Origin of the sequence: Klebsiella sp. P1954 (genome assembly GCF_018199955.1) — a bacterium.
Lineage (GTDB): Bacteria > Pseudomonadota > Gammaproteobacteria > Enterobacterales > Enterobacteriaceae > Klebsiella > Klebsiella pneumoniae.
The window spans coordinates 4,349,726-4,369,391 of record NZ_CP073373.1 but is presented as its reverse complement, the minus strand read 5'-3'; the positions used below and the strand labels follow the sequence as shown (position 1 = coordinate 4,369,391).

General features: G+C 60.3%; 13 protein-coding genes. 1 reads left to right on the top strand and 12 read right to left on the bottom strand.

The window, feature by feature from the left end:
* Positions 1–17 precede the first annotated feature (17 nt).
* Positions 18–1,409: an exodeoxyribonuclease VII large subunit gene (gene xseA, locus KB890_RS21100; protein WP_004174856.1), complete on the top strand. Its 1,392-nt coding sequence runs from the start codon at positions 18–20 to the stop codon at positions 1,407–1,409.
* Here the strand turns inward: xseA and KB890_RS21095 are convergent.
* From KB890_RS21095 to KB890_RS21040, 12 genes are all read right to left on the bottom strand, one after another.
* The gene (locus tag KB890_RS21095) at positions 1,393–1,611 is read right to left on the bottom strand and encodes a zinc ribbon domain-containing protein (RefSeq protein ID WP_004144303.1); all 219 of its coding nucleotides are present in this window, start codon (positions 1,609–1,611) and stop codon (positions 1,393–1,395) included. The two genes, xseA and KB890_RS21095, sit on opposite strands and share 17 nt — an antisense overlap.
* A 49-nt stretch (positions 1,612–1,660) precedes the next feature.
* The gene (locus KB890_RS21090) at positions 1,661–2,740 is read right to left on the bottom strand and encodes a Gfo/Idh/MocA family oxidoreductase (RefSeq protein WP_004180886.1); all 1,080 of its coding nucleotides are present in this window, start codon (positions 2,738–2,740) and stop codon (positions 1,661–1,663) included.
* Positions 2,741–2,857: 117 nt separating this feature from the next.
* Positions 2,858–4,336, bottom strand: coding sequence for a ribosome biogenesis GTPase Der (gene der, locus KB890_RS21085; RefSeq protein WP_004144309.1), 1,479 nt, complete (start codon positions 4,334–4,336; stop codon positions 2,858–2,860).
* Between the two features lie 113 nt (positions 4,337–4,449).
* Positions 4,450–5,628, bottom strand: coding sequence for an outer membrane protein assembly factor BamB (bamB, locus tag KB890_RS21080; protein WP_004180889.1), 1,179 nt, complete (start codon positions 5,626–5,628; stop codon positions 4,450–4,452).
* Between the two features lie 10 nt (positions 5,629–5,638).
* Positions 5,639–6,259, bottom strand: coding sequence for a YfgM family protein (locus KB890_RS21075; protein WP_002913890.1), 621 nt, complete (start codon positions 6,257–6,259; stop codon positions 5,639–5,641).
* Between the two features lie 34 nt (positions 6,260–6,293).
* Positions 6,294–7,568: a histidine--tRNA ligase gene (gene hisS / locus KB890_RS21070; protein WP_004149335.1), complete on the bottom strand. Its 1,275-nt coding sequence runs from the start codon at positions 7,566–7,568 to the stop codon at positions 6,294–6,296.
* Between the two features lie 91 nt (positions 7,569–7,659).
* Positions 7,660–8,781, bottom strand: a complete 1,122-nt coding sequence (gene ispG / locus KB890_RS21065) for a flavodoxin-dependent (E)-4-hydroxy-3-methylbut-2-enyl-diphosphate synthase (protein ID WP_002913892.1) — start codon at positions 8,779–8,781, stop codon at positions 7,660–7,662.
* A 26-nt stretch (positions 8,782–8,807) separates the two neighbouring features.
* On the bottom strand, positions 8,808–9,803 hold the full coding sequence (rodZ, locus tag KB890_RS21060) for a cytoskeleton protein RodZ (protein WP_004180892.1): 996 nt from the start codon (positions 9,801–9,803) through the stop codon (positions 8,808–8,810).
* Positions 9,804–10,079: 276 nt separating this feature from the next.
* The gene (locus tag KB890_RS21055; protein WP_002913894.1) at positions 10,080–11,246 is read right to left on the bottom strand and encodes a dual-specificity RNA methyltransferase RlmN; all 1,167 of its coding nucleotides are present in this window, start codon (positions 11,244–11,246) and stop codon (positions 10,080–10,082) included.
* A 483-nt stretch (positions 11,247–11,729) separates the two neighbouring features.
* Complete coding sequence (ndk, locus tag KB890_RS21050; RefSeq protein ID WP_004144312.1) at positions 11,730–12,161, bottom strand: nucleoside-diphosphate kinase; 432 nt, start codon at positions 12,159–12,161, stop codon at positions 11,730–11,732.
* A 160-nt stretch (positions 12,162–12,321) separates the two neighbouring features.
* The gene (pbpC, locus tag KB890_RS21045; RefSeq protein WP_004180894.1) at positions 12,322–14,646 is read right to left on the bottom strand and encodes a peptidoglycan glycosyltransferase PbpC; all 2,325 of its coding nucleotides are present in this window, start codon (positions 14,644–14,646) and stop codon (positions 12,322–12,324) included.
* Positions 14,647–19,596 (bottom strand): alpha-2-macroglobulin family protein, encoded by a 4,950-nt coding sequence (locus KB890_RS21040; RefSeq protein WP_020324856.1) that lies wholly within the window; start codon positions 19,594–19,596, stop codon positions 14,647–14,649.
* Between the last annotated feature and the right edge of the window lie 70 nt (positions 19,597–19,666).

Sequence of the window (19,666 nt, the reverse complement as noted above, 5' to 3'; positions counted from 1 at the left end):
AGTTTGATCTTGCTCACATGTTACCCTCTCAATCCCCCGCAATTTTTACCGTAAGCCGCCTCAATCAGACGGTGCGTCTGCTGCTTGAGCGCGAAATGGGCCAGGTTTGGATCAGCGGCGAGATCTCTAACTTCAGCCAGCCCTCCTCCGGCCACTGGTACTTCACCTTAAAAGACGATAACGCCCAGGTGCGCTGCGCGATGTTCCGCAACAGCAACCGCCGGGTCACGTTCCGCCCGCAGCACGGGCAGCAGGTGCTGGTTCGCGCCAACATCACGCTGTATGAGCCGCGCGGCGACTACCAGATTATCGTCGAAAGCATGCAGCCCGCCGGCGAAGGGTTGCTGCAGCAGAAGTATGAGCAGCTGAAAGCGCAGTTAACGGCGGAAGGACTGTTCGAGCAAAAACATAAGCAGGCGCTCCCCTCTCCCGCCCACTGCGTCGGCGTCATCACCTCGAAAACCGGTGCCGCGCTGCACGATATTCTCCATGTCCTCAGGCGCCGCGATCCCGGGCTGCCGGTGATCATCTACCCAACCGCGGTCCAGGGTGACGACGCCCCCGGGCAGATTGTGCGCGCCATCGCGCTGGCCAACGCGCGCCAGGAGTGTGACGTACTGATTGTCGGACGCGGCGGCGGTTCGCTGGAGGATCTGTGGAGTTTTAACGATGAGCGGGTGGCGCGGGCTATTTTCGCCAGCCAGATCCCTATCGTCAGCGCCGTCGGCCATGAAACCGACGTCACGATCGCTGATTTTGTTGCCGACCTGCGGGCACCGACTCCCTCAGCCGCCGCGGAAATCGTCAGCCGCAACCAGCAGGAGCTGCTGCGCCAGCTGCAGTCCGGACAGCAGCGGCTGGAAATGGCGATGGACTATTTCCTCGCCAGTCGCCAGCGCCGTTTTACCCAGCTGTTCCATCGCCTGCAGCAACAGCATCCACAGCTGCGCTTGGCCCGCCAGCAGACCGCCCTGGAACGCCTGCGCCAGCGGATGCGTATCGCCGTGGAGTCACAGCTTAAGCGCGCAGAACAGCGGCAAAAGCGCACCGTTCAGCGTCTGAATCACTACAACCCGCAGCCGCGGATCCACCGCGCGCAGTCGCGGATCCAGCAGCTGGAATACCGGCTGGCGGAAATTATGCGTGGCCGCCTCAGCGAGCGGCGTGAACGGTTTGGCAACGCGGTGACCCATCTGGAGGCGGTGAGCCCCTTAGCCACCCTGGCGCGGGGCTACAGCGTCACCTCGGTGAGCGACGGTACGGTGCTGAAGCAGACAAAACAGGTCAAAACCGGCGATCTGCTCACCACCCGCCTGAAAGACGGCTGGGTCGAAAGCGAAGTGAAGCAGATCGCGACGGTGAAAAAAACGCGGGCCAGAAAGCCTTCGCCCACTAAACCAGCGGAATAAATTCCACCCGTTTTTTCGAGATAAGGCCATGCCCATGCTGGCAAAAGTAATCCACCGCGCCGCACGCCTTCAGCACCTCCAGCGGCTGGTGGCATTCCGGGCAGCGGGCCTCAAGGGTAAATACCCTTTCGCACTGGGCGCAATGCGCGCTACTGCCTTTGACATCTAACGGCGCGTGGCACAGAGGGCAATCAAGTTCCATAACCATTCCTTTCAACGTTTATCTGCACCTATTTTATCATGTTCCGGGTTTAATGCGGGCCGCGTAATTGCTGCTGCAACCTGAGCAGCCATTCCACTTCCTCAAGCCTACGCTGCGTTAGCCCGGCCACGCTGTCCGGCGCCCGGATAAACAGATTATCAGCGCCGAGGATCTGCTCATCAAGACAGTGCGTATAGATCGTCCCGGGCCGGGTCCAGCGCTGCACCCGCTCGCCGTCCTGTAGCGTCACCACTTCGCCCTCAGGGGCGCGATCGAAGGTAATTATTCGCCCGTCCCGCAGTCCTATCCGCATTCCCTTTTGCCCGCCCGCGGGACCCGCGTATTTGTTGAGCCAGATATTGAGCGGGATAGTGCCCAGGGTTCCCTGCAGATGCGCCTCCCCCTCGGCAGTGCTCGTATCCCCAGGAGCAATGTCATGGCCGAGGCGGTCTTTCGCCACCCGAAGGGAAAGGCTCAGCGCCGTATCGCCTCCGCTGGCGTGCAGGGTTTCGCGGAGCATCGCCAGGACATGGGTGCCGATATCGAGGATCACCCCATCAGGGTGACGCAGCTGCCGGGTATCCAGCTCCCCGGTGGCAAAATTGAGTGCGACCGGCTCACCAGCGCTGTTAAAGCCGCTTGGCTCCTGCAAATAACCTTCGAGCCAGACGATATCCTGCGCTGACAGGTGCGGCGGCGGCAGGCGGCTGGCCTCCCCTTCCGCCCGCCACTGCGGGCCAGGAGCGTTCAGCGCAACGCCTCGCGCCATCCAGTGGTCAAGAGCCAGCACCCGCGCGGCCTGCTCAGGCGGCGCCAGCAGCGCCCGCAGCCGGGCGGCCTGCTCAAGGTTGGCCACGATCGGCTTTTCCACCACGATGCGGGAAATGCCGCTGGCTAACGCCCTCTCCAGTACGGGCAGATGCTGAAGTGATGAGGTGGTAATGAAGAGCGTATCCAGGGGTTCGGCCAGCAGCGCCGACAGCGAACTACAGCGCTGGATCCCCGGCAGCGCTCTGCTGCAGTCCAGGTCATAGCCCTGGCAGCGGTCGATGACGTCCCCCAGGCGACGCAGCGCCGGTAAATAGGCGGTTTCCACCACCGCGCCGAGGCCGATAAAACCAATCTGCATAGTAAGTCCACCTTTGAGCCGCTCTGTTCCCGGCGAAGTATCGCGGGATTATGGCGGAAGGTTTTGACATTTACCGGCATGGCGGCCACAAAAAACCCGCCGAAGCGGGTTTAATGATTATTTGCTTTTCTTGATGTGCTTGATCAAGCGCTTACGTTTACGCATCTGGTTCGGCGTCAGGGTGTTACGCTTGTTAGCGAACGGGTTTTCCCCTTCCTTGAACTGGATACGGATCGGCGTGCCCATCACGTCCAGGGATTTACGGAAGTAGTTCATCAGATAGCGCTTGTAGGAATCCGGCAGATCCTTGACCTGGTTACCGTGGATCACCACGATAGGCGGGTTGTAGCCCCCGGCGTGGGCGTATTTCAGCTTCACGCGACGGCCACGCACCAGCGGTGGCTGATGATCTTCCGCCGCCATGTTCATGATCCGGGTCAGCATCGCGGTGCTTACGCGGCGCGTAGCGCTGTCGTAGGCTTCGCGTACCGATTCAAACAGGTTGCCGACGCCGCTGCCGTGCAGGGCGGAGATGAAGTGCACCCGGGCAAAGTCGATAAAGCCCAGACGATAGTCGAGGGTCTCCTTCACCTGCTCCTTCACTTCCTGACTGAGGCCATCCCACTTGTTAACGACGATCACCAGCGAACGGCCGCTGTTAAGAATAAAGCCCAGCAGCGAGAGGTCCTGGTCGGAGATCCCTTCGCGAGCATCGATCACCAGCAGCACGACGTTGGCGTCTTCAATCGCCTGCAGCGTTTTGATCACCGAGAACTTTTCCACTACGTCGGTGATTTTCCCGCGCTTGCGCACCCCGGCGGTATCGATGAGCACGTATTCGCGCTCGTCACGCTGCATCGGGATATAAATGCTGTCACGGGTGGTTCCCGGCATATCGTAGACCACCACGCGATCTTCACCGAGGATGCGATTGGTGAGGGTTGATTTACCGACATTAGGACGCCCGACAATCGCCAGCTTGATCGGCAGATCCTGCGGATTGAAGTCGTCTTCCGGCTCTTCTTCCGCTTCGCCATTCTGCTCGGCTTCGAATTTCGCCCAGTATTCGGCGTCTTCATCCACTTCTTCCTGCGGATTAACCTCATCGACCCATGGCAGCAGGGCCTGCTCCAGCAGGCTGGTCACTCCGCGGCCGTGCGAAGCGGCAATCGGATAGATATCGCCCAGACCGAGCGACCAGAAGTCCGCCATTGCCTGGTCGACGTCGATGCCGTCGGTTTTGTTAGCCACCAGGAAGGTGGGCTTTTCACGAGAGCGCAGGTGTTTAGCGATCGCGATGTCCGCCGGCATCAGGCCCGCGCGCGCATCGACCATAAACAGCACCACATCGGCCTCTTCGATTGCCAGCAGCGACTGCTCCGCCATCCGGGTTTCCACGCCCTCTTCCGTACCATCAATACCACCGGTATCGATACAGATGAATTCGCGGCCTTCGACTTCGGCCCGACCGTACTTACGGTCACGAGTCAGCCCCGGGAAATCCGCAACCAGCGCATCACGAGTGCGCGTCAGGCGGTTAAAGAGCGTGGATTTTCCAACGTTAGGGCGCCCGACAAGCGCGACCACAGGTATCATGTTAAATGCCTCATACAATCACTAAGCAACATCGTCTTAACGACGTTTTTAAAAAAGTCAAAACGGCCCCTGTCTGCCAGGGGCCGTTTCTTAATCACTCACGACAGCGGTAATTAACGCGTAATCGCGTACAGCGTACCGTCTTTCGCCTGGATCAGCAGTCGACCATCGGCAACCACCGGGTCGGTCAGGAAGCCGGAACTATCGACTTTCTGCTGCGCCACAAAATGGCCATCTTCCGGATTAATCCAGTGCATGTAGCCTTCGCTATCGCCGACGACCAGATTGCCATTATACAACACCGGCGCGGTCAGCAAACGGTGCAGCAGATCGCTTTGCGTCCACAGGGTTACACCGCCGTCGGTGGTCAGTGCCAGCAGGCGATCGTTCTGGTCAACCAGGTAGATACGGTTACCATCGACGATGAAATCATTCACCGAACCCAGCTCGCGTTTCCACATAATCTGGCCGCTACGCAGGTCCAGCGCGGTCAGGTTACCGTTATAAGCCAGCGCATAAACCACACCGTTAACGATGATCGGCGTCGTGTCGACGTCGTTCAGGCGGTCAATTTCCGTCGGGCCAGTGGCCGTAGAAATACGCTGCTGCCAAATCATCTGCCCCTGCTGCATCAATACTGCACTGACGCGGCCGTTGTCGCCGCCGACGATCGCCGCGCCGTAGGCGGTCGCAGGCGCAGACTCGCCGCGCAGGGAGAGCGCCGGCATATCGAGGTTAACGGTCCACTTCACGGCCCCATCGGTCTCGTTTAGCGCCTGCAGCTGGCCGTTACTGGTATGCACCAGCACCATGCCATCGCTCACCACCGGACGCGACAGCGCCTCGCCGGCGACACGGGTTTGCCAGGCCACGGTACCATCGCTGGTATTCAGCGCATAAAGCTGCGCTTTCTCGCTGCCGATATAAACATGGCCGCCAGAGACGGTCACCCCGCCGGAAAGCAGCGCTGGCGTGCGCGAGAACCAGCCATCTTTCTCCGCCAGATTCACCGACCATACCTCTTTTCCATCGTCGGCGTTCAGCGCTTTGACGGTGCCTTTACGGTCAGCAGCATACACTACGCCGTCGGCAAAGGCCGGATGAAGGTTAGAGTAAAATTCGCCGATACCATCGCCAACCGAGGTGCTCCAGGACGTGGACGGCGTAAACTGGTTTTCTACCGTCGGCAGCGGTGACATTTTCACCACATCTTCTTCGCTATTAAACAGCGAACACCCGCTCAGCAAGGTAACGGAAAGCAGCCCTGGCAACAGTAATTTACGCAATTGCATCGAGTCCCTCTCAGATGGACAAATTATTCATTTTCATACGCATCATTTCGCTGAGCGCAGGAGAAGCATCGCTTTTCACGCCAGCTTCCCACGCCGCACGGGCCCCTTGCTTATCGCCTTTGCTCAACAGAATTTCGCCGCGCAAATCGGCCACAATGGCGGTCCAGCCCTCACCTTTGATGCTGTCGAGGGTTTTCAGCGCCGCATCAGCCTGTTTCATTTGCAGCTGAACGCGGGCCAGACGCATACTGATAACCGATTTCAGATTATCATCAGATGCGGCCGCCAGCCCCTGCTGCAGCTGCTTTTCAGCGTTCGGCAGATCGTTCTGTTCAACAAAATGCTGTGCCAGCTCGAGAGAGGCGAAGGCGCCGTAGGTATTTTTATTGTCAGCCGCGAATTTCTCTGCCCCTGACAGCACTTCTGGCGTATTCGATTTCAGCGCGGAAGTCGCCTTCTCGTAAGCCAGCGACGCGTCTCTGGCGGTATCCTGCTGATGGGAGGTCCAGTAGCGCCAGCCAACCAGTGCGCCAATCCCTAAAATCACCCCGACCGCCAGCGCTTTGCCGTTTTCGGCAAAGAAACGCTTCAGCGCATCGACCTGATCGTTCTCGTTGTTAAAAGTTTCCACGCAGTCCTTCTCCTGACTAATAATTCCCGGGAGATTAACCCAGAAGTGTGCGCAAATGCGCGGCAACGCTCTCCTGCGTTACGGTAGTTTGCTCACCTGAGCGTAAATCCTTCACTACCACGTTTCCGTCAGCGATCTCTGATTCACCGACCACCAGCGCGACGCGCGCCCCCCACTTGTCAGCGCGGGCGAACTGCTTCTTAAAGTTGCCGCCGCCGTGGTTGGTCATCAGCTTCACGCCGGGCAGCGCATCGCGAACCTGCTCAGCCAGACGCATTGCAGCAGACTGAGTATCGGTCCCGGAGGCTACCAGGTATATATCGACAACAGGATCGGCTTTAAATTCCGGATTCACTGCCTGGACCAGTAAAACAAGACGTTCCAGCCCCATGGCAAAACCCACGCCCGGGGTAGCGCGACCGCCCAGCTGCTCAACCAGGCCGTCGTAACGACCGCCGGCGCAGACGGTGCCCTGGGAACCAAGGCTGGTGGTCACCCACTCGAACACGGTGCGGTTATAGTAATCAAGGCCGCGCACCAGGCGCTGGTTGACGGTGTAGCGGATACCGGCATCGTCAAGCAGCGCGCACAGGCCGGCAAAGTGGGCTTTCGACTCTTCGTCAAGATAATCGCCGAGCGCCGGCGCGTCGTTGAGCAGCGCCTGAACGTCCGGGTTTTTGGAGTCCAGCACCCGCAGCGGGTTGGTATACATCCGGCGTTTACTGTCTTCATCCAGTTTATCGGTAAACTGCTCCAGGTATGCCACCAGCGCGTCGCGGTAGTTGGCGCGCGCTTCCAGCGAACCGATGGAGTTCAGCTCCAGGCTGACGTGTTCGGAGATGCCCAGCTCACGCCACCAGCGCGCGGTCAGCATAATCAACTCCGCGTCGATGTCCGGGCCCTGCAGGCCAAACACTTCGGCGCCGATCTGATGGAACTGGCGGTAGCGACCTTTCTGCGGGCGCTCGTGACGGAACATTGGCCCGACGTACCACAGACGCTGTTCTTGATTGTACAGCAGACCATGTTCGATGCCGGCACGTACGCAGCCCGCCGTCCCTTCCGGACGCAGCGTCAGGCTGTCGCCATTGCGGTCTTCGAAGGTATACATCTCTTTTTCAACCACGTCGGTCACTTCGCCGATCGCGCGTTTGAATAACGGGGTCTGCTCTACAATCGGCAAACGGATTTCGCTGTAACCGTAGCTACCGAGCACCTGCTTCAGTGAGCCTTCAATGCGCTGCCAGAGAGCGGTTTCGCCCGGCAGATAATCGTTCATGCCACGGATGGCTTGAATGTTCTTTGCCACGTTTATTCTCTTTATATATACAAAAATGAACCCCGGCGCCTCGCGCCCGCAGGTTCAATCATACACGGGAAGCGTATCGCTTCCCAACACGTTATTTTGCTTCAACCTGTTGAACGTCAATCCGACGGGCTTCATCGAGCATCGAGGCTTTGGCGCGGATCCGCGCTTCCAGCTGGTCGATCATGTCGTTGTTATCCAGGCGATCTTTACGCACGCCGTCTTCATACAGGCCGCTTTTCTTGTTGCCGCCTGTGACGCCAAGGGTGGAGACCAGCGCTTCGCCCGGGCCGTTCACCACGCAACCGATGATCGAAACATCCATCGGGGTGATGATATCTTCCAGACGCTGCTCCAGAGCATTCACCGTACCGATAACGTCAAACTCCTGGCGTGAACAGGTCGGGCAGGCGATAAAGTTAATGCCGCGGGAACGAATACGCAGAGATTTGAGGATATCGAAGCCGACCTTGATCTCTTCCACCGGATCCGCCGCCAGCGAGACGCGCAGCGTATCGCCGATCCCCTCGGACAGCAGTAGTCCCAGACCGATCGCCGATTTTACCGCGCCGCTGCGCGCGCCGCCCGCTTCGGTGATCCCAAGATGCAGCGGCTGATCGATCTGTTTCGCCAGCAGACGATAGGATTCCACCGCCAGGAAGACATCGGAGGCTTTAACGCTGACTTTAAACTGATCGAAGTTCAGACGATCGAGATGATCGACATGACGCATGGCGGATTCGAGCAGCGCCTGCGGCGTCGGCTCGCCATATTTTTCCTGCAGATCTTTTTCCAGCGAGCCGGCGTTGACGCCGATGCGGATCGGGATGTTTTTATCGCGAGCGCAATCTACAACCATGCGGATGCGCTCTTCGTTGCCGATGTTGCCCGGGTTGATACGCAGGCAGTCGACGCCATATTCCGCCACTTTCAGCGCAATACGGTAGTCAAAGTGGATATCGGCGACCAGCGGGACGTTAACCTGCTGTTTGATAAGTTTGAACGCCTCAGCAGCGTCCATCGTCGGAACAGAGACACGGACAATGTCCGCGCCTACGCGCTCTAACGCTTTGATTTGATTTACGGTCGCCGCCACATCGGTGGTGCGCGTATTGGTCATTGACTGAACGGCGATGGGAGCCCCATCGCCAATTGGCACATTACCAACGTAAATACGTTTAGATTTTCTACGTTGAATCGGAGCCTGGTTATGCATGAAAAATCTCCCGCGTTACCCGTCTGTTACTGCGCCGGTGATGATTCGGCATTGAGGGTCAGACGCGCAACCTGGTTAGTTCTGATAAAACGACTTAAATCGACAGGCTTGCCCAGATACTGGATCTGTACCGCGGCCGGGGCGCCAATTTTCAGCTTATACGGCGCCTGACCGCTCAGGTTCAGGTTACCGCCTTTACGCTGCAGGCCGCTGAACAGTTTTTTACCGGTGGCATCGCTCACTTCCAGCCAGCAGTCGGCGGAAAAGTTCATCACCAGATCCTGCGCCGACGCCGCCGGAGTCGTGACGTTCGCCTGATCGGTCGGCAACGGCGAGGCTGGGGTGGTAGCCGGAGCTGCCGGCGTCGTCCCCGCGGTATCGACATTGGCCTGGGAAGGCGCCACGACAGCGTTATTATCCGCTGGCGTCTGGGCCGGCGCGCTGGTGGTCGGTGCGCTGGTGGTATCGGTTGGCGCGCTGTTCGCGGCGCTATCGGCGGTCGGGGCTGCAGGGGCGCTGGTATCCAGCGGCACGTTCTGGCTGTTGGCGTCGCCGCCGTTCAGCTCAGCGGAAGACTGATCGGCCATGGTCGAAATCTCTTCCTGCTGCGCCTTATGGTCTTGCCACCACCAGGCGCCGCTCAGACCGATAACCACAAACAGCACCAGCCAGGTGAAGCTCATCAGCCAGCCGTCGCGCTTTTTGCGGCGCTTGCCTAAAGAGAAACTCTGCATTGGCGCGACTTTCGCCGCGCGGATGGGCGCCTGCTTGGCCATCATCGGCAGCAGCTCGTCTTCTGGAATATGTACGAGGCGAGCGTAGGAGCGGATGTACCCGCGCAGGAAGGTGGAGGCGAGGTCGGCGGGGGCCTTATCGTCTTCAATATCACGAACCGTGGACACCTTCAGGCATAAGCGTTCGGCCACCGCTTGCTGGCTAAGTCCGAGTTGTTCGCGGGCGTGACGCAGACGCGCGCCCGTGGTGTTTGCTTCTTGATGATCTTGAGTGGCTTCAGTATTCATTCGCTACAACTACTGGTACGTGAAATTTAAAGTTCAGCGCGGGAAAAAGCCGGCGCCGCGAGACATCTGTGCTACGTCAGCCTCACAGTATAGGACTGTCAGCCGCGCGATCACAGAGACGAATCAAAATTGAATGCTAAGCGGTTGTTGTGCCGCTACATACTGCCTCAAAGTCGACAAAAACGCACCGTAATTATTAACCGAATCAGCGTATTTCGCCTGGCTATCGGCCATAAATATGACCCGTGCCGCCTGCGCTGCACGGGTCATCATTTGTCAGACCGCTTTTACGTCAATCGCTTCGCCCTGCATCCGCTTACGCAGCGTACGCTTGGTACGGTCAATGACGTCGCCCGCCAGCTGGCCGCAGGCGGCATCGATATCGTCGCCGCGCGTTTTACGCACGATGGTGGTAAAGCCGTACTCCATCAGGACTTTGGAGAAACGGTCGATGCGGCTGTTGGAGCTGCGGCCATACGGCGCGCCCGGGAACGGGTTCCATGGGATCAGGTTGATCTTGCACGGCGTATCTTTCAGCAGCGCCGCCAGCTCATGGGCGTGCTCGGTGCCGTCGTTGACGTGATCCAGCATCACGTACTCGATGGTCACCCGGCCCTGGTTGGCGTTGGACTTCGAAATATAGCCGCGCACCGAGTTGAGGAACGTCTCGATGTTGTACTTTTTGTTGATCGGGACGATTTCGTCGCGAATGGTGTCGTTCGGCGCGTGCAAGGAGATCGCCAGCGCAACGTCGATCATATCGCCGAGTTTATCCAGCGCCGGCACCACGCCGGAGGTAGACAAGGTCACACGACGCTTGGAAAGGCCAAAGCCGAAATCGTCGAGCATGATTTCCATCGCCGGAACGACGTTGTTGAGGTTCAGCAGCGGCTCGCCCATGCCCATCATTACTACGTTGGTAATGGGACGCACGCCGGTGGTCTTCACCGCGCCGACGATCTTCGCCGCGCGCCAGACCTGGCCGATAATTTCGGATACCCGCAGGTTGCGGTTAAAGCCCTGCTGGGCGGTGGAGCAGAATTTGCACTCCAGCGCGCAGCCTACCTGGGAGGAGACGCACAGGGTGGCGCGGTCTTCTTCCGGGATATAGACGGTCTCGACGCGCTGATCGCCAACGGCAATCGCCCATTTAATGGTCCCGTCGGTTGAGCGTTGCTCTTCAACCACTTCCGGGGCGCGGATCTCCGCCACTTCTTTCAGTTTACTGCGCAGGACTTTGTTGATGTCGGTCATCTCATCAAAGTCGTCGCAGCAGTAGTGATACATCCATTTCATCACCTGATCGGCGCGGAAAGGCTTCTCGCCCATGTTTTTGAAAAACTCGCGCATCTGCTGACGGTTTAAATCCAGCAGGTTGATTTTGGCATCTTTGTTCGGCACCGTCAGAGCGGCGGTATCAGGCGTGACAATTTGTTCAGACATAATATTTTCCGGCCTCGTTATTACACGTTATGGCCCCAGGTGGGTTGAAAAAGAAACGCCCCGGAGAGCGACTGCTCGTCCAGGGGCGCTATATTCTACAAATTCTGGCGCATCATTGCCACGTTTGCACAAAGCAATGAAAAAAAATCTGTAACTGACTGCTCAATCCTCTAAGGCTTTTCGATTGTCGCAAGGCGGCAAGCAAGTGACAAATTCGTCGGGAACGAATTTGACCAGCCGTAGGCTGGCCTCCGGTGAGAGGCAGGAGCCTCTCATTAATCCCCGGGAGCATAGATAACTATGTGACCGGGGTGAACGCGCGCAGCCAACGCCGCGACGGTCGAAAAGACGAGGTTTGTATCTCCAAAGTATTTCAGGTCACAGCGAGACGGCGAGTTCGCAAATCCCCGGGAGCATAGATAACTATGTGACCGGGGTGCGCGAAGGAAGCCAACAATGCTGTGGCGTGAAAGACGCAGGAGATTAGCGAGTGCGCGGGCAAACCTCGCCTTCAGCAAAGAAGAACGCGATTTCGCGGGCAGCGGATTCTACAGAGTCGGAACCGTGGGTGCCGTTCTCGGTGAAGCTGTCAGCGTAGTCAGCGCGCAGGGTACCCGCCAGGGCGTTTGCCGGATTGGTGGCGCCCAGCAGGTCACGGTGACGCTGTACCGCATTTTCGCCTTCCAGAACGGAAACCACGATCGGGCCGGAGGTCATGAACTCAACCAGACCGTCGAAGAACGGGCGACCTTCGTGCTCAGCATAGAAACCACGAGCCTGTTCAACGGTCAGGTGCAGCATTTTGGTGCCGACGATTTTGAACCCTGCAGCTTCAAAGCGGGAAAAGATGCTGCCAATAACGTTTTTTGCCACCGCGTTTGGTTTGATGATGGAAAAAGTACGTTCAATAGCCATGATTACCTCTAATTAAATGTTCTGTTGTTGCACATACGATTGTATGGCCTGGCGCGCATTATAATGAGCATCCCCGCCCCTGCCTACGGATGAAGGTAACATTTTGTTAAAATAAGATGAGTATTGAAAACACAAACCGCCAACAACAAATTCACCCTGGTTATTGCAGGGTGAAGCTGGCGGCCGCCGTCTGACCCGCTTCATCCATCACCACCAACTGCCACTCGCCGGGTTTATCCAGCATTAGCGTGGTTCTTGCGCCGGCGGCCTCTAACGGTTCGCCATTAATAAACCACCAGCGCCGCCCCTCCCCACCGCTGGTTTGTAGCGGCAACATCACCCGCGCCTCACCCGGGAGACGTTTTATCACCGCCCCATCACGGATGCCGGACAGCACCAGCGGCGCGGTATCCTGAGTCTGTAACGGCGGGCATGACTCCGATGCCGGTCCCAGGCGCGCGCGCCGCCTTTCGCTGGCCGGCAGCCAGGGATCCAGCGGCAGCGGCCAGACTTCGACCTGGCTTTCCCGAGCGCCGGGACAATCCGCCGCCACCCGTTCGCCGTGTTCATTGCGCCACACCGGGAAGCGGATCCCGCGTACGCTCTCCTGCCCCGGCAGCAGCAGAGTCGGCGGCTGGCTGGCATCCAAAAGCCAGCTGGCCAGGCGACGACGACAGTTGCTGTCGCCCGCCGGCAGATCCTGCCCGCCAGGCCAGCAGATTGTCCCCTGGCTGACCGTTGCCGGGCGCGGATCGCTCGGCAGCCCGCCGCGGCTCATCGCCGGGCGGGCCAGCAGCAGATTATTGACCTGGTTGAGCAGCGGCACGGCGCTGGCGAAGCCAAACTGGCCCACCACCGGCGTACCGTCCGGGCGCCCGGTCCAGATGCCTATCAGATATCGCGCATTGAGGCCGACCGCCCACGCGTCGCGATAGCCGTAGCTGGTGCCGGTTTTCCACGCCAGCGGCACCGCCTGCGGCAGCGAGGCATCGGGAACCGGTTGCGCTTCGCCGGCCAAAATACGCCGGACGATCCATGCCGCCCCGGGCGACATCAGCGCGCGCTCGGTCAATGGATCGCTCGGCTTCAGGCGCAGCCGCGCCGCCTTGCCATGGCGGGCGAAGGCGCTGTACGCCGCGACAATATCTTCCAGCCGCGCCCCGGCGCCGCCGAGGATTAGCGACAGATTCGGCTCTGCGCCAGCGGGCAGCGTCAGGGGCAGCCCGGCGTTGCGTAAATTAGCCGCAAAGCGTTTTGGTCCATAGGCTTCGAGCACCTGCACCGCCGGCAGATTCAGCGACCGAACCAGCGCCTCGCTGGCGCTCACCGGGCCATGAAACCCGCTGTCGAAATTACCGGGGCGATAATCGCTAAAACGCCGTGGCACATCCTGTAATAGCGATGCCGGGTGAATCAGCCCCTCATCCATCGCCATCGCGTAGATAAAGGGTTTCAGCACCGACCCCGGCGAGCGTACCGCCGAGACCATATCAATATGGCCGAAGCGGCTGTCGTCGGTGATATCCGCCGAGCCCACCCAGCCGCGAACTTTCATATCCGTGTGGTCGACGACGACCATCGCCAGCGAACTGCGCGGCGGCAGGCGTGATTTCCAGTTCAGCGCCAGATCTTCCAGTTGCCGCTGCAGTCCGGCATCCAGAGTCGTCACCACCTTTTCATCACGACTGGTCGCCAGCGCGCGGCGTGAAAAAAGCGGCGCCAGCTGCGGCATCTGGCGCGGAAACAGCCATACTGGCTCCTCCACCGCTTCCTTTACCGCCTGCTCCGGCCAGACGCCCTGGCTGACCATTCGCGTAAGCACTTTATCACGCGCCGCCTGGGCCCGCTGCGGCCAGCGGTCCGGACGTAAACGACTGGGCGCCTGGGGAAGTACCGCCAGCAGCGCCGCCTCGCCGTAGCTAAGCCGGGCAGGCGACTTACCGAGATAGGCCCAGCTGGCCGCGCCGATCCCCTGCAGGGTGCCGCCAAACGGCGCGCGGTTCAAATAGAGGGTTAGAATGTCGCTTTTTGACAGATGCCACTCCAGCTGCAGCGCTCGCCACAGCTGGCGCAGCTTGCCGCCGAAGGTGCGTGGATGGGGATCAAGCAGGCGTGCCACCTGCATGGTAAGCGTGCTGCCGCCCGAGATAACTCGCCCGGAAGTAAGATCCTGCCAGGCGGCGCGCAGCACCGCGAAGGGATTGACCCCCGGATGGCGCCAGAACCAGCGGTCTTCATACTGGATGAGCGCCTGCAGATAGCGCGGCGACACGTCGGCGAGCGTGACCGGATAACGCCAGACGCCCTGCGCGTCGGCAAACCGCCACAACGGCGTCCCGTCTTCCGCCACCACCACACGGGCAGGCGTGACGTCATGCAGCGGCAGCGGCCACAGGCGATCGGCCGCCAGCACCGCCAGCCACAGCAGAAAAATAAACGCCGCCAGCCAGCGCCAGCGGCGTTTTACCCGAGGCAATACGCGCATTTACGGCGTCACGGTGAGCGGACCGCTGGCCGCTCCTGTCGCCCGCCACTGCGGCGCATACATCGATTCCACCTGCGGCTGCGGGACCTGATAAGTGCCCGGCGTCACCGCCCGCGCCAGATAGACCAGCGTCACCGGCTGGCCTTCATTGACAGCGACGGCGGCGACGAAACGGTCATCGCGGAACTCGATATGCTGAATATCCGCCTGCTGCATCTGGTTAAACAGGTTTTGCACCGCGTCGCCATTCTCCTGCAGGCTGGCGCTGCTGTTGGCCAGATTCTGGTTTTCCAGCTCCAGACCGGCTGGCAACAGATCAACCACCAGCGCGTCAGGCACGTTGCGTTTGGCGGTCACCTCCAGCTTGACGAGCACCAGTTCGCCGCTGCGCAGTGAAGACAGCGATTTCTGCTGCCCCTGGGTATCGAAAATAGTGCGTTCAATCCCCAGGACGTTACCGCCCGGCTGCGGCGCGCTTTGCGGATAGCCGCTGCTGTCGAGACGCAGCCACAGCGGCTGACTGCCGGTATTACTCACCTGCAGCGCCGCCAGCCGATCGCCGTCGAGGTTGCGGGTTTGCGCTTTGTCGCCGGCCAGCGGCTCCGCCTGCAGCGAGGTTTGCGCCTGCCAGCTGCCCGGCAGGTCCGCCAGCGTACGTCCGGCAAGGAACAAGGCGTTGGTTTCCTGGGTCGACAGCCAGCGCTGGCCATAGGCCTCTTCCGACAGCGTGCTCAACAGCTGAGTTTGCACCTCCGGCAGCAGCTTATTCTCTTCCAGCAGCGCCAGCTTCAGGGCGTTATCGCGCAGCGGGCTACCGTAATCGCCCAGCCAACGATTCTCATCCTGGCGCGGGGTGGCAACCGCCAGCTTCAGGGCGGCGTCGCCGCGCGGCGCATCGCCCATGGTTTTCAGCGCAATGCCGAGCTGCAGCAGCGGCAAGCCGGATCGCGCCTGGTCGTGACGGCTCCAGATTTCACGCAAGGCGCCGAGCGGCGCTTTTTGCTGACGCGCCAGCACCAGCGCGGCATAGGCCTGAGCGGCAAAGCGGCTAGCCTGGGCGTCGTCGCTGTAGCGCACGGTCATCAGGCCCGGCTCCTGCAGATAGCGCAGCAGGCGCTCGTTACCTTTATTAATGGCGTTGACCGGTACGCTATAGCCCTGCTCGCTGGCGCGCACGAGGAAGTCCATGGCGTAGGCGGTCAGCCAGTACTCTTCCGGCCCCTCTCTATCCCATAGCGCAAAGCCGCCGTTTTCCAGCTGCATCTGCAGCAGGCGTGAAATACCGACATCGATGGCCGCGCGGCGTTTTTCGTCGCTGTCCCCGCTAATGCCCAGCGCCTTTAGCTGCGCCGCGCTGGTATACAGGGACGGGAACAGGCCGCTGGCGGTCTGCTCAAGGCAGCCGTAAGGATAGGCTTTCAGCTCGCGGATATAGCGGGCGAGATTCAACGGTGGTTTACCGCTGAGCAGCAGTTGGCCCTGCAGCGTTTGCGGGGCAAAGCCCTGGCTCTGCGCCGCCGGCGGCTGCCAGCTTTCACCTGGCTGCAGCACTGCGCCGCTGTTGACGGTCTGTGCCGGGTACGCCGGACGCACGCCGATTTTCCACTGTTTTTGCAGCGGGGCGAAGGTTTCGCCCGGCAGGCTCAGGCCGCTGATGGTGGCATTAACCTGACCATCGCCGAAGCCCGCCAGCGCGCTCACTGGTATAAACAGCGTGCTGCGCGCCCCCGGCGCCAGTTGCACCGGCGGCAGTTGGCCATCGGTCAAGGTCACCAGCCCGCTGGCGGTAAGATGAACCTGCAGGGTTTGCGGTTTATCGGTCAGATTGCTGAGATCCAGCGCCAGACGCGTAGTATCGCCGCTGGCGAGGAAGCGCGGGGTGTTCAGCTCGGCGATGACCGGGGCGGCCACCACCACTTTATCTTCGCTGCTGCCGAAGTCATCCGCCGTCCACGCCTGGGCCATCACCCGCAGCTCGCCGTTAAAATCGCCAATGGGTAACGTCACCGTGCCTTCGCCCTGATCGTTCAATACCACCGGCTGCGCCTGCTGGGCGACGATCGTCACGTGGTTGACCGGCGGTTTGCCGCCGCGTTTTAACTCGTCGCCATCGCCGCCGAAGCGCAGGCTGGCCACACGTCCCTGCCCTTCGATCACCTGGCCGTAGATGTCATAGATATCTGCGCCGTAACGCTTCTGGCCAAAGAAGGCGTTCCACGGATCCGGGGTAGCGTAATCGGTGATATTCAGTACCCCGCTATCCACCGCCGAGAGCAGGACATTGACCTGTTTCGGCGCCTCGCCCTCTTTGACGCTGGCTTTCACTTTCACCGTCAGCGGCTGGTTGGGGCGCATTTTGTCCGGGGCCTCCAGCGCCAGCGTCAGGCGACGGTTTTCATCGCCCAGCGGCAGATGCAGCAGGCCCACCGCGCGTTTCGGCGTTGCCGAGCGCGATTTATCGCCGGGACGAACCACCAGCGTGCTGAGGTAGAGGTCGTGGCGATTCCAGGTTTTATCCACCGGGATCGACAGGTCCATCCCCTCCGCCGGGACGTCAATTTCCTGCCACCACAGCGGCCCTTCGCTGGATTCCACCATTGCGTAGCCTTTACCCGCCGCCGGGGCGGCGATGTGCAGCCTGATGGTGTCGCCCGGTTTATAGCTCGGTTTATCCAGCTTCATGGTGACCCGGTCAGGACGCGCCGCGCCGGCGCCTTCGCTGTTATCCTGCCAGCTGTAGCCCGCCCAGAAGCGCACGCTGCTGACCACGTCGTCCGGTCCTTTCACCTCCAGGCGATAGGATCCCCACTCCACCGGGAAGCTCACTTTGCCGATCTGGCCGGCCTGCAGGTCCAGCGACTCCTCGCCCTCCTGCAGATCTTTTTGATCGAACTGCGACTGCCAGCCTTCGCTGTCGGACCAGTTCCAGTAGTAGTCGCGCCGCTCGCGGATCAGCCGCACCTGGAGACCGGAGATCGCTTTTTTCTCGCCTTTGACGTCGGCATAGACGATATCAAACGCGGCGTTACTGTTTTCATCCACCACCGGCTGTTTCACGGTGGTATCGGTGCGGTAATCGTAAACGTCCTTCAGCGTAAATTGCGGGCGGATCCCCGGCAGCGCCTCGGCGGGCCAGATCGGCTGCTTAACCGTACGGGTCACCGGGCGACCGCCGGATTCCAGCAGGCTGGCCTGCAGCACCACCTGCAGCGGCGAATGGCTATCCTGCCACTGGCTTGAGGTAGTCACTTCGCCATGGCCTTTTTCGTCCAGCGTCAGCTGGACTTCATCCAGACTACGGGAGAGGTTTTCTTCCGCAATATCGCCGAACTGGAAGCCCGGCAGCGCAGCGACGGCGTCGCGCAGCGGGCGCAGGAACAGCTTGCCCTGCAGCTGGTTGCCGCTGGCCGGCGCGCCGTAGAGATAAGCGCCGCTAACGCCAAAGGTGACGTCGGCATCCGGCGCGACTGGCGCGGCCTGCGGCGTCAGGTTCAGGGCCATGCGTTCCGGCATAAAGTCTTCAACGTGGAAATCCCATTCGCGCGGCTGATTGTCGCCGGCGCTGGCGCGAATGTGCCACATGCCGGTAGCCGCGCCGCTGTCGAGCGGATAAGTAAACTGGTACAGGCCATTCACTGGTTTGCTCATCACCGAGCGGATCACCTGGCCGTCTGGCTGAACCACCTCCAGTTTCACCGGCTGCTCCGCCAGCGGCTTGCCGTCGCTATCGCGCAACAGCGCATTAAGGATCACCGTTTCGCCGGGACGATAGAGATCGCGCGGGCCAAACATAAAGAACTGTTTGCTAAAGCCGGGCGCGCCTGCGATAGAGAATTCCGCCAGATCCAGCGCCGGCAGCTTGAGGTCGAGCAGCGTGGTCTGCCCCTCTTTGTGCGCCAGCAGCAGCGCGGCTTCTTTATCGGTTTGCAGGGTGACGTGGCCCTGGCTGTCGCTTTTCGCTTCCACCAGGATCTGCCCTTTGGCATTGAGCAACTGCACCTCAATGCCCGACTGGGCGGCGCCGTTTTCCAGACTCTGGGTAAAAACGTCCAGCCGGTTATGGTAGCGATGCGCCGAGACGCCGATATCGCTGAGGGTAAACAGCGTCGCCGCGTTGCTGTAGCTATAACGGCCCGCCGGGTTCATGACCGCCACGTAGACGCCAGGCTGCTGGAGCGGCTTGATATCGCTCAGCGGCAGCAGCAGCTTTTCGCGAGTATTACGCGCCGGGTTGAGATCGAAGCGGCCGCTGTAGACCAGATCCGCCATCTTCAGCAGTTCATCAGATTCCCAGTTGCTTAACGAGTTACGGTATTCCCACTGACTGACAAAGGCGGAGAGCGATTCCGGCTTAATGCGGAAGAAATTAACGTCGACATTATCGACGTTCAGCGCCATCACCGGCAGCCCGGCGACCACGTTGCCCGGCAGCAGCGAGCCGCGGCTGGCAAACCCAACGCTCGGTGCGATATCGCGGGTGGTCAGGGTCTTCTCAAACGGTTTGTCGAGCGTCGCCTTGTTCAGGGCGGTCAGCGTCGGGTCGACCGAGACAATCAGCTCGCGCTTTGGCTCAAGGTGACGCAGACGCAGCTCTTTCAGATTCGGCGCCAGCTCCCAGGCACCGTCCACCTTACCGCTTTTCTTGTCGACCAGATGCACGCTGCGGGAGAAATCCTGGTCCGGCTGCAGCGGGACGGAAAACGTCAGCACCAGGGTCGCGGCGCCATCCAGTTGCACCTCCGAGGCGTCGAGGAGCGTCAGCGCTTTACCCTGGCTTTTTTCCGCCAGCGCCGCCAGCTGGGCGCGGCCCGGTTTTGCCGTCGCGCCTGGGTTGCTATCCGCGGCTGGCGCCGGGGCCGAGGCCTGCGGTGTACCGCTGTCATCACACCCGGTTAATGAAAATGCGGTAAGGAGCGCCAGTGATAGCGCCGCTAAACGAAATGGTTTCATCCTTCTAACCCCTCGGCCGATGAGCCTGATGCAATTTGTCACATTTATTATGCGTTATGGCGGCGCTTCT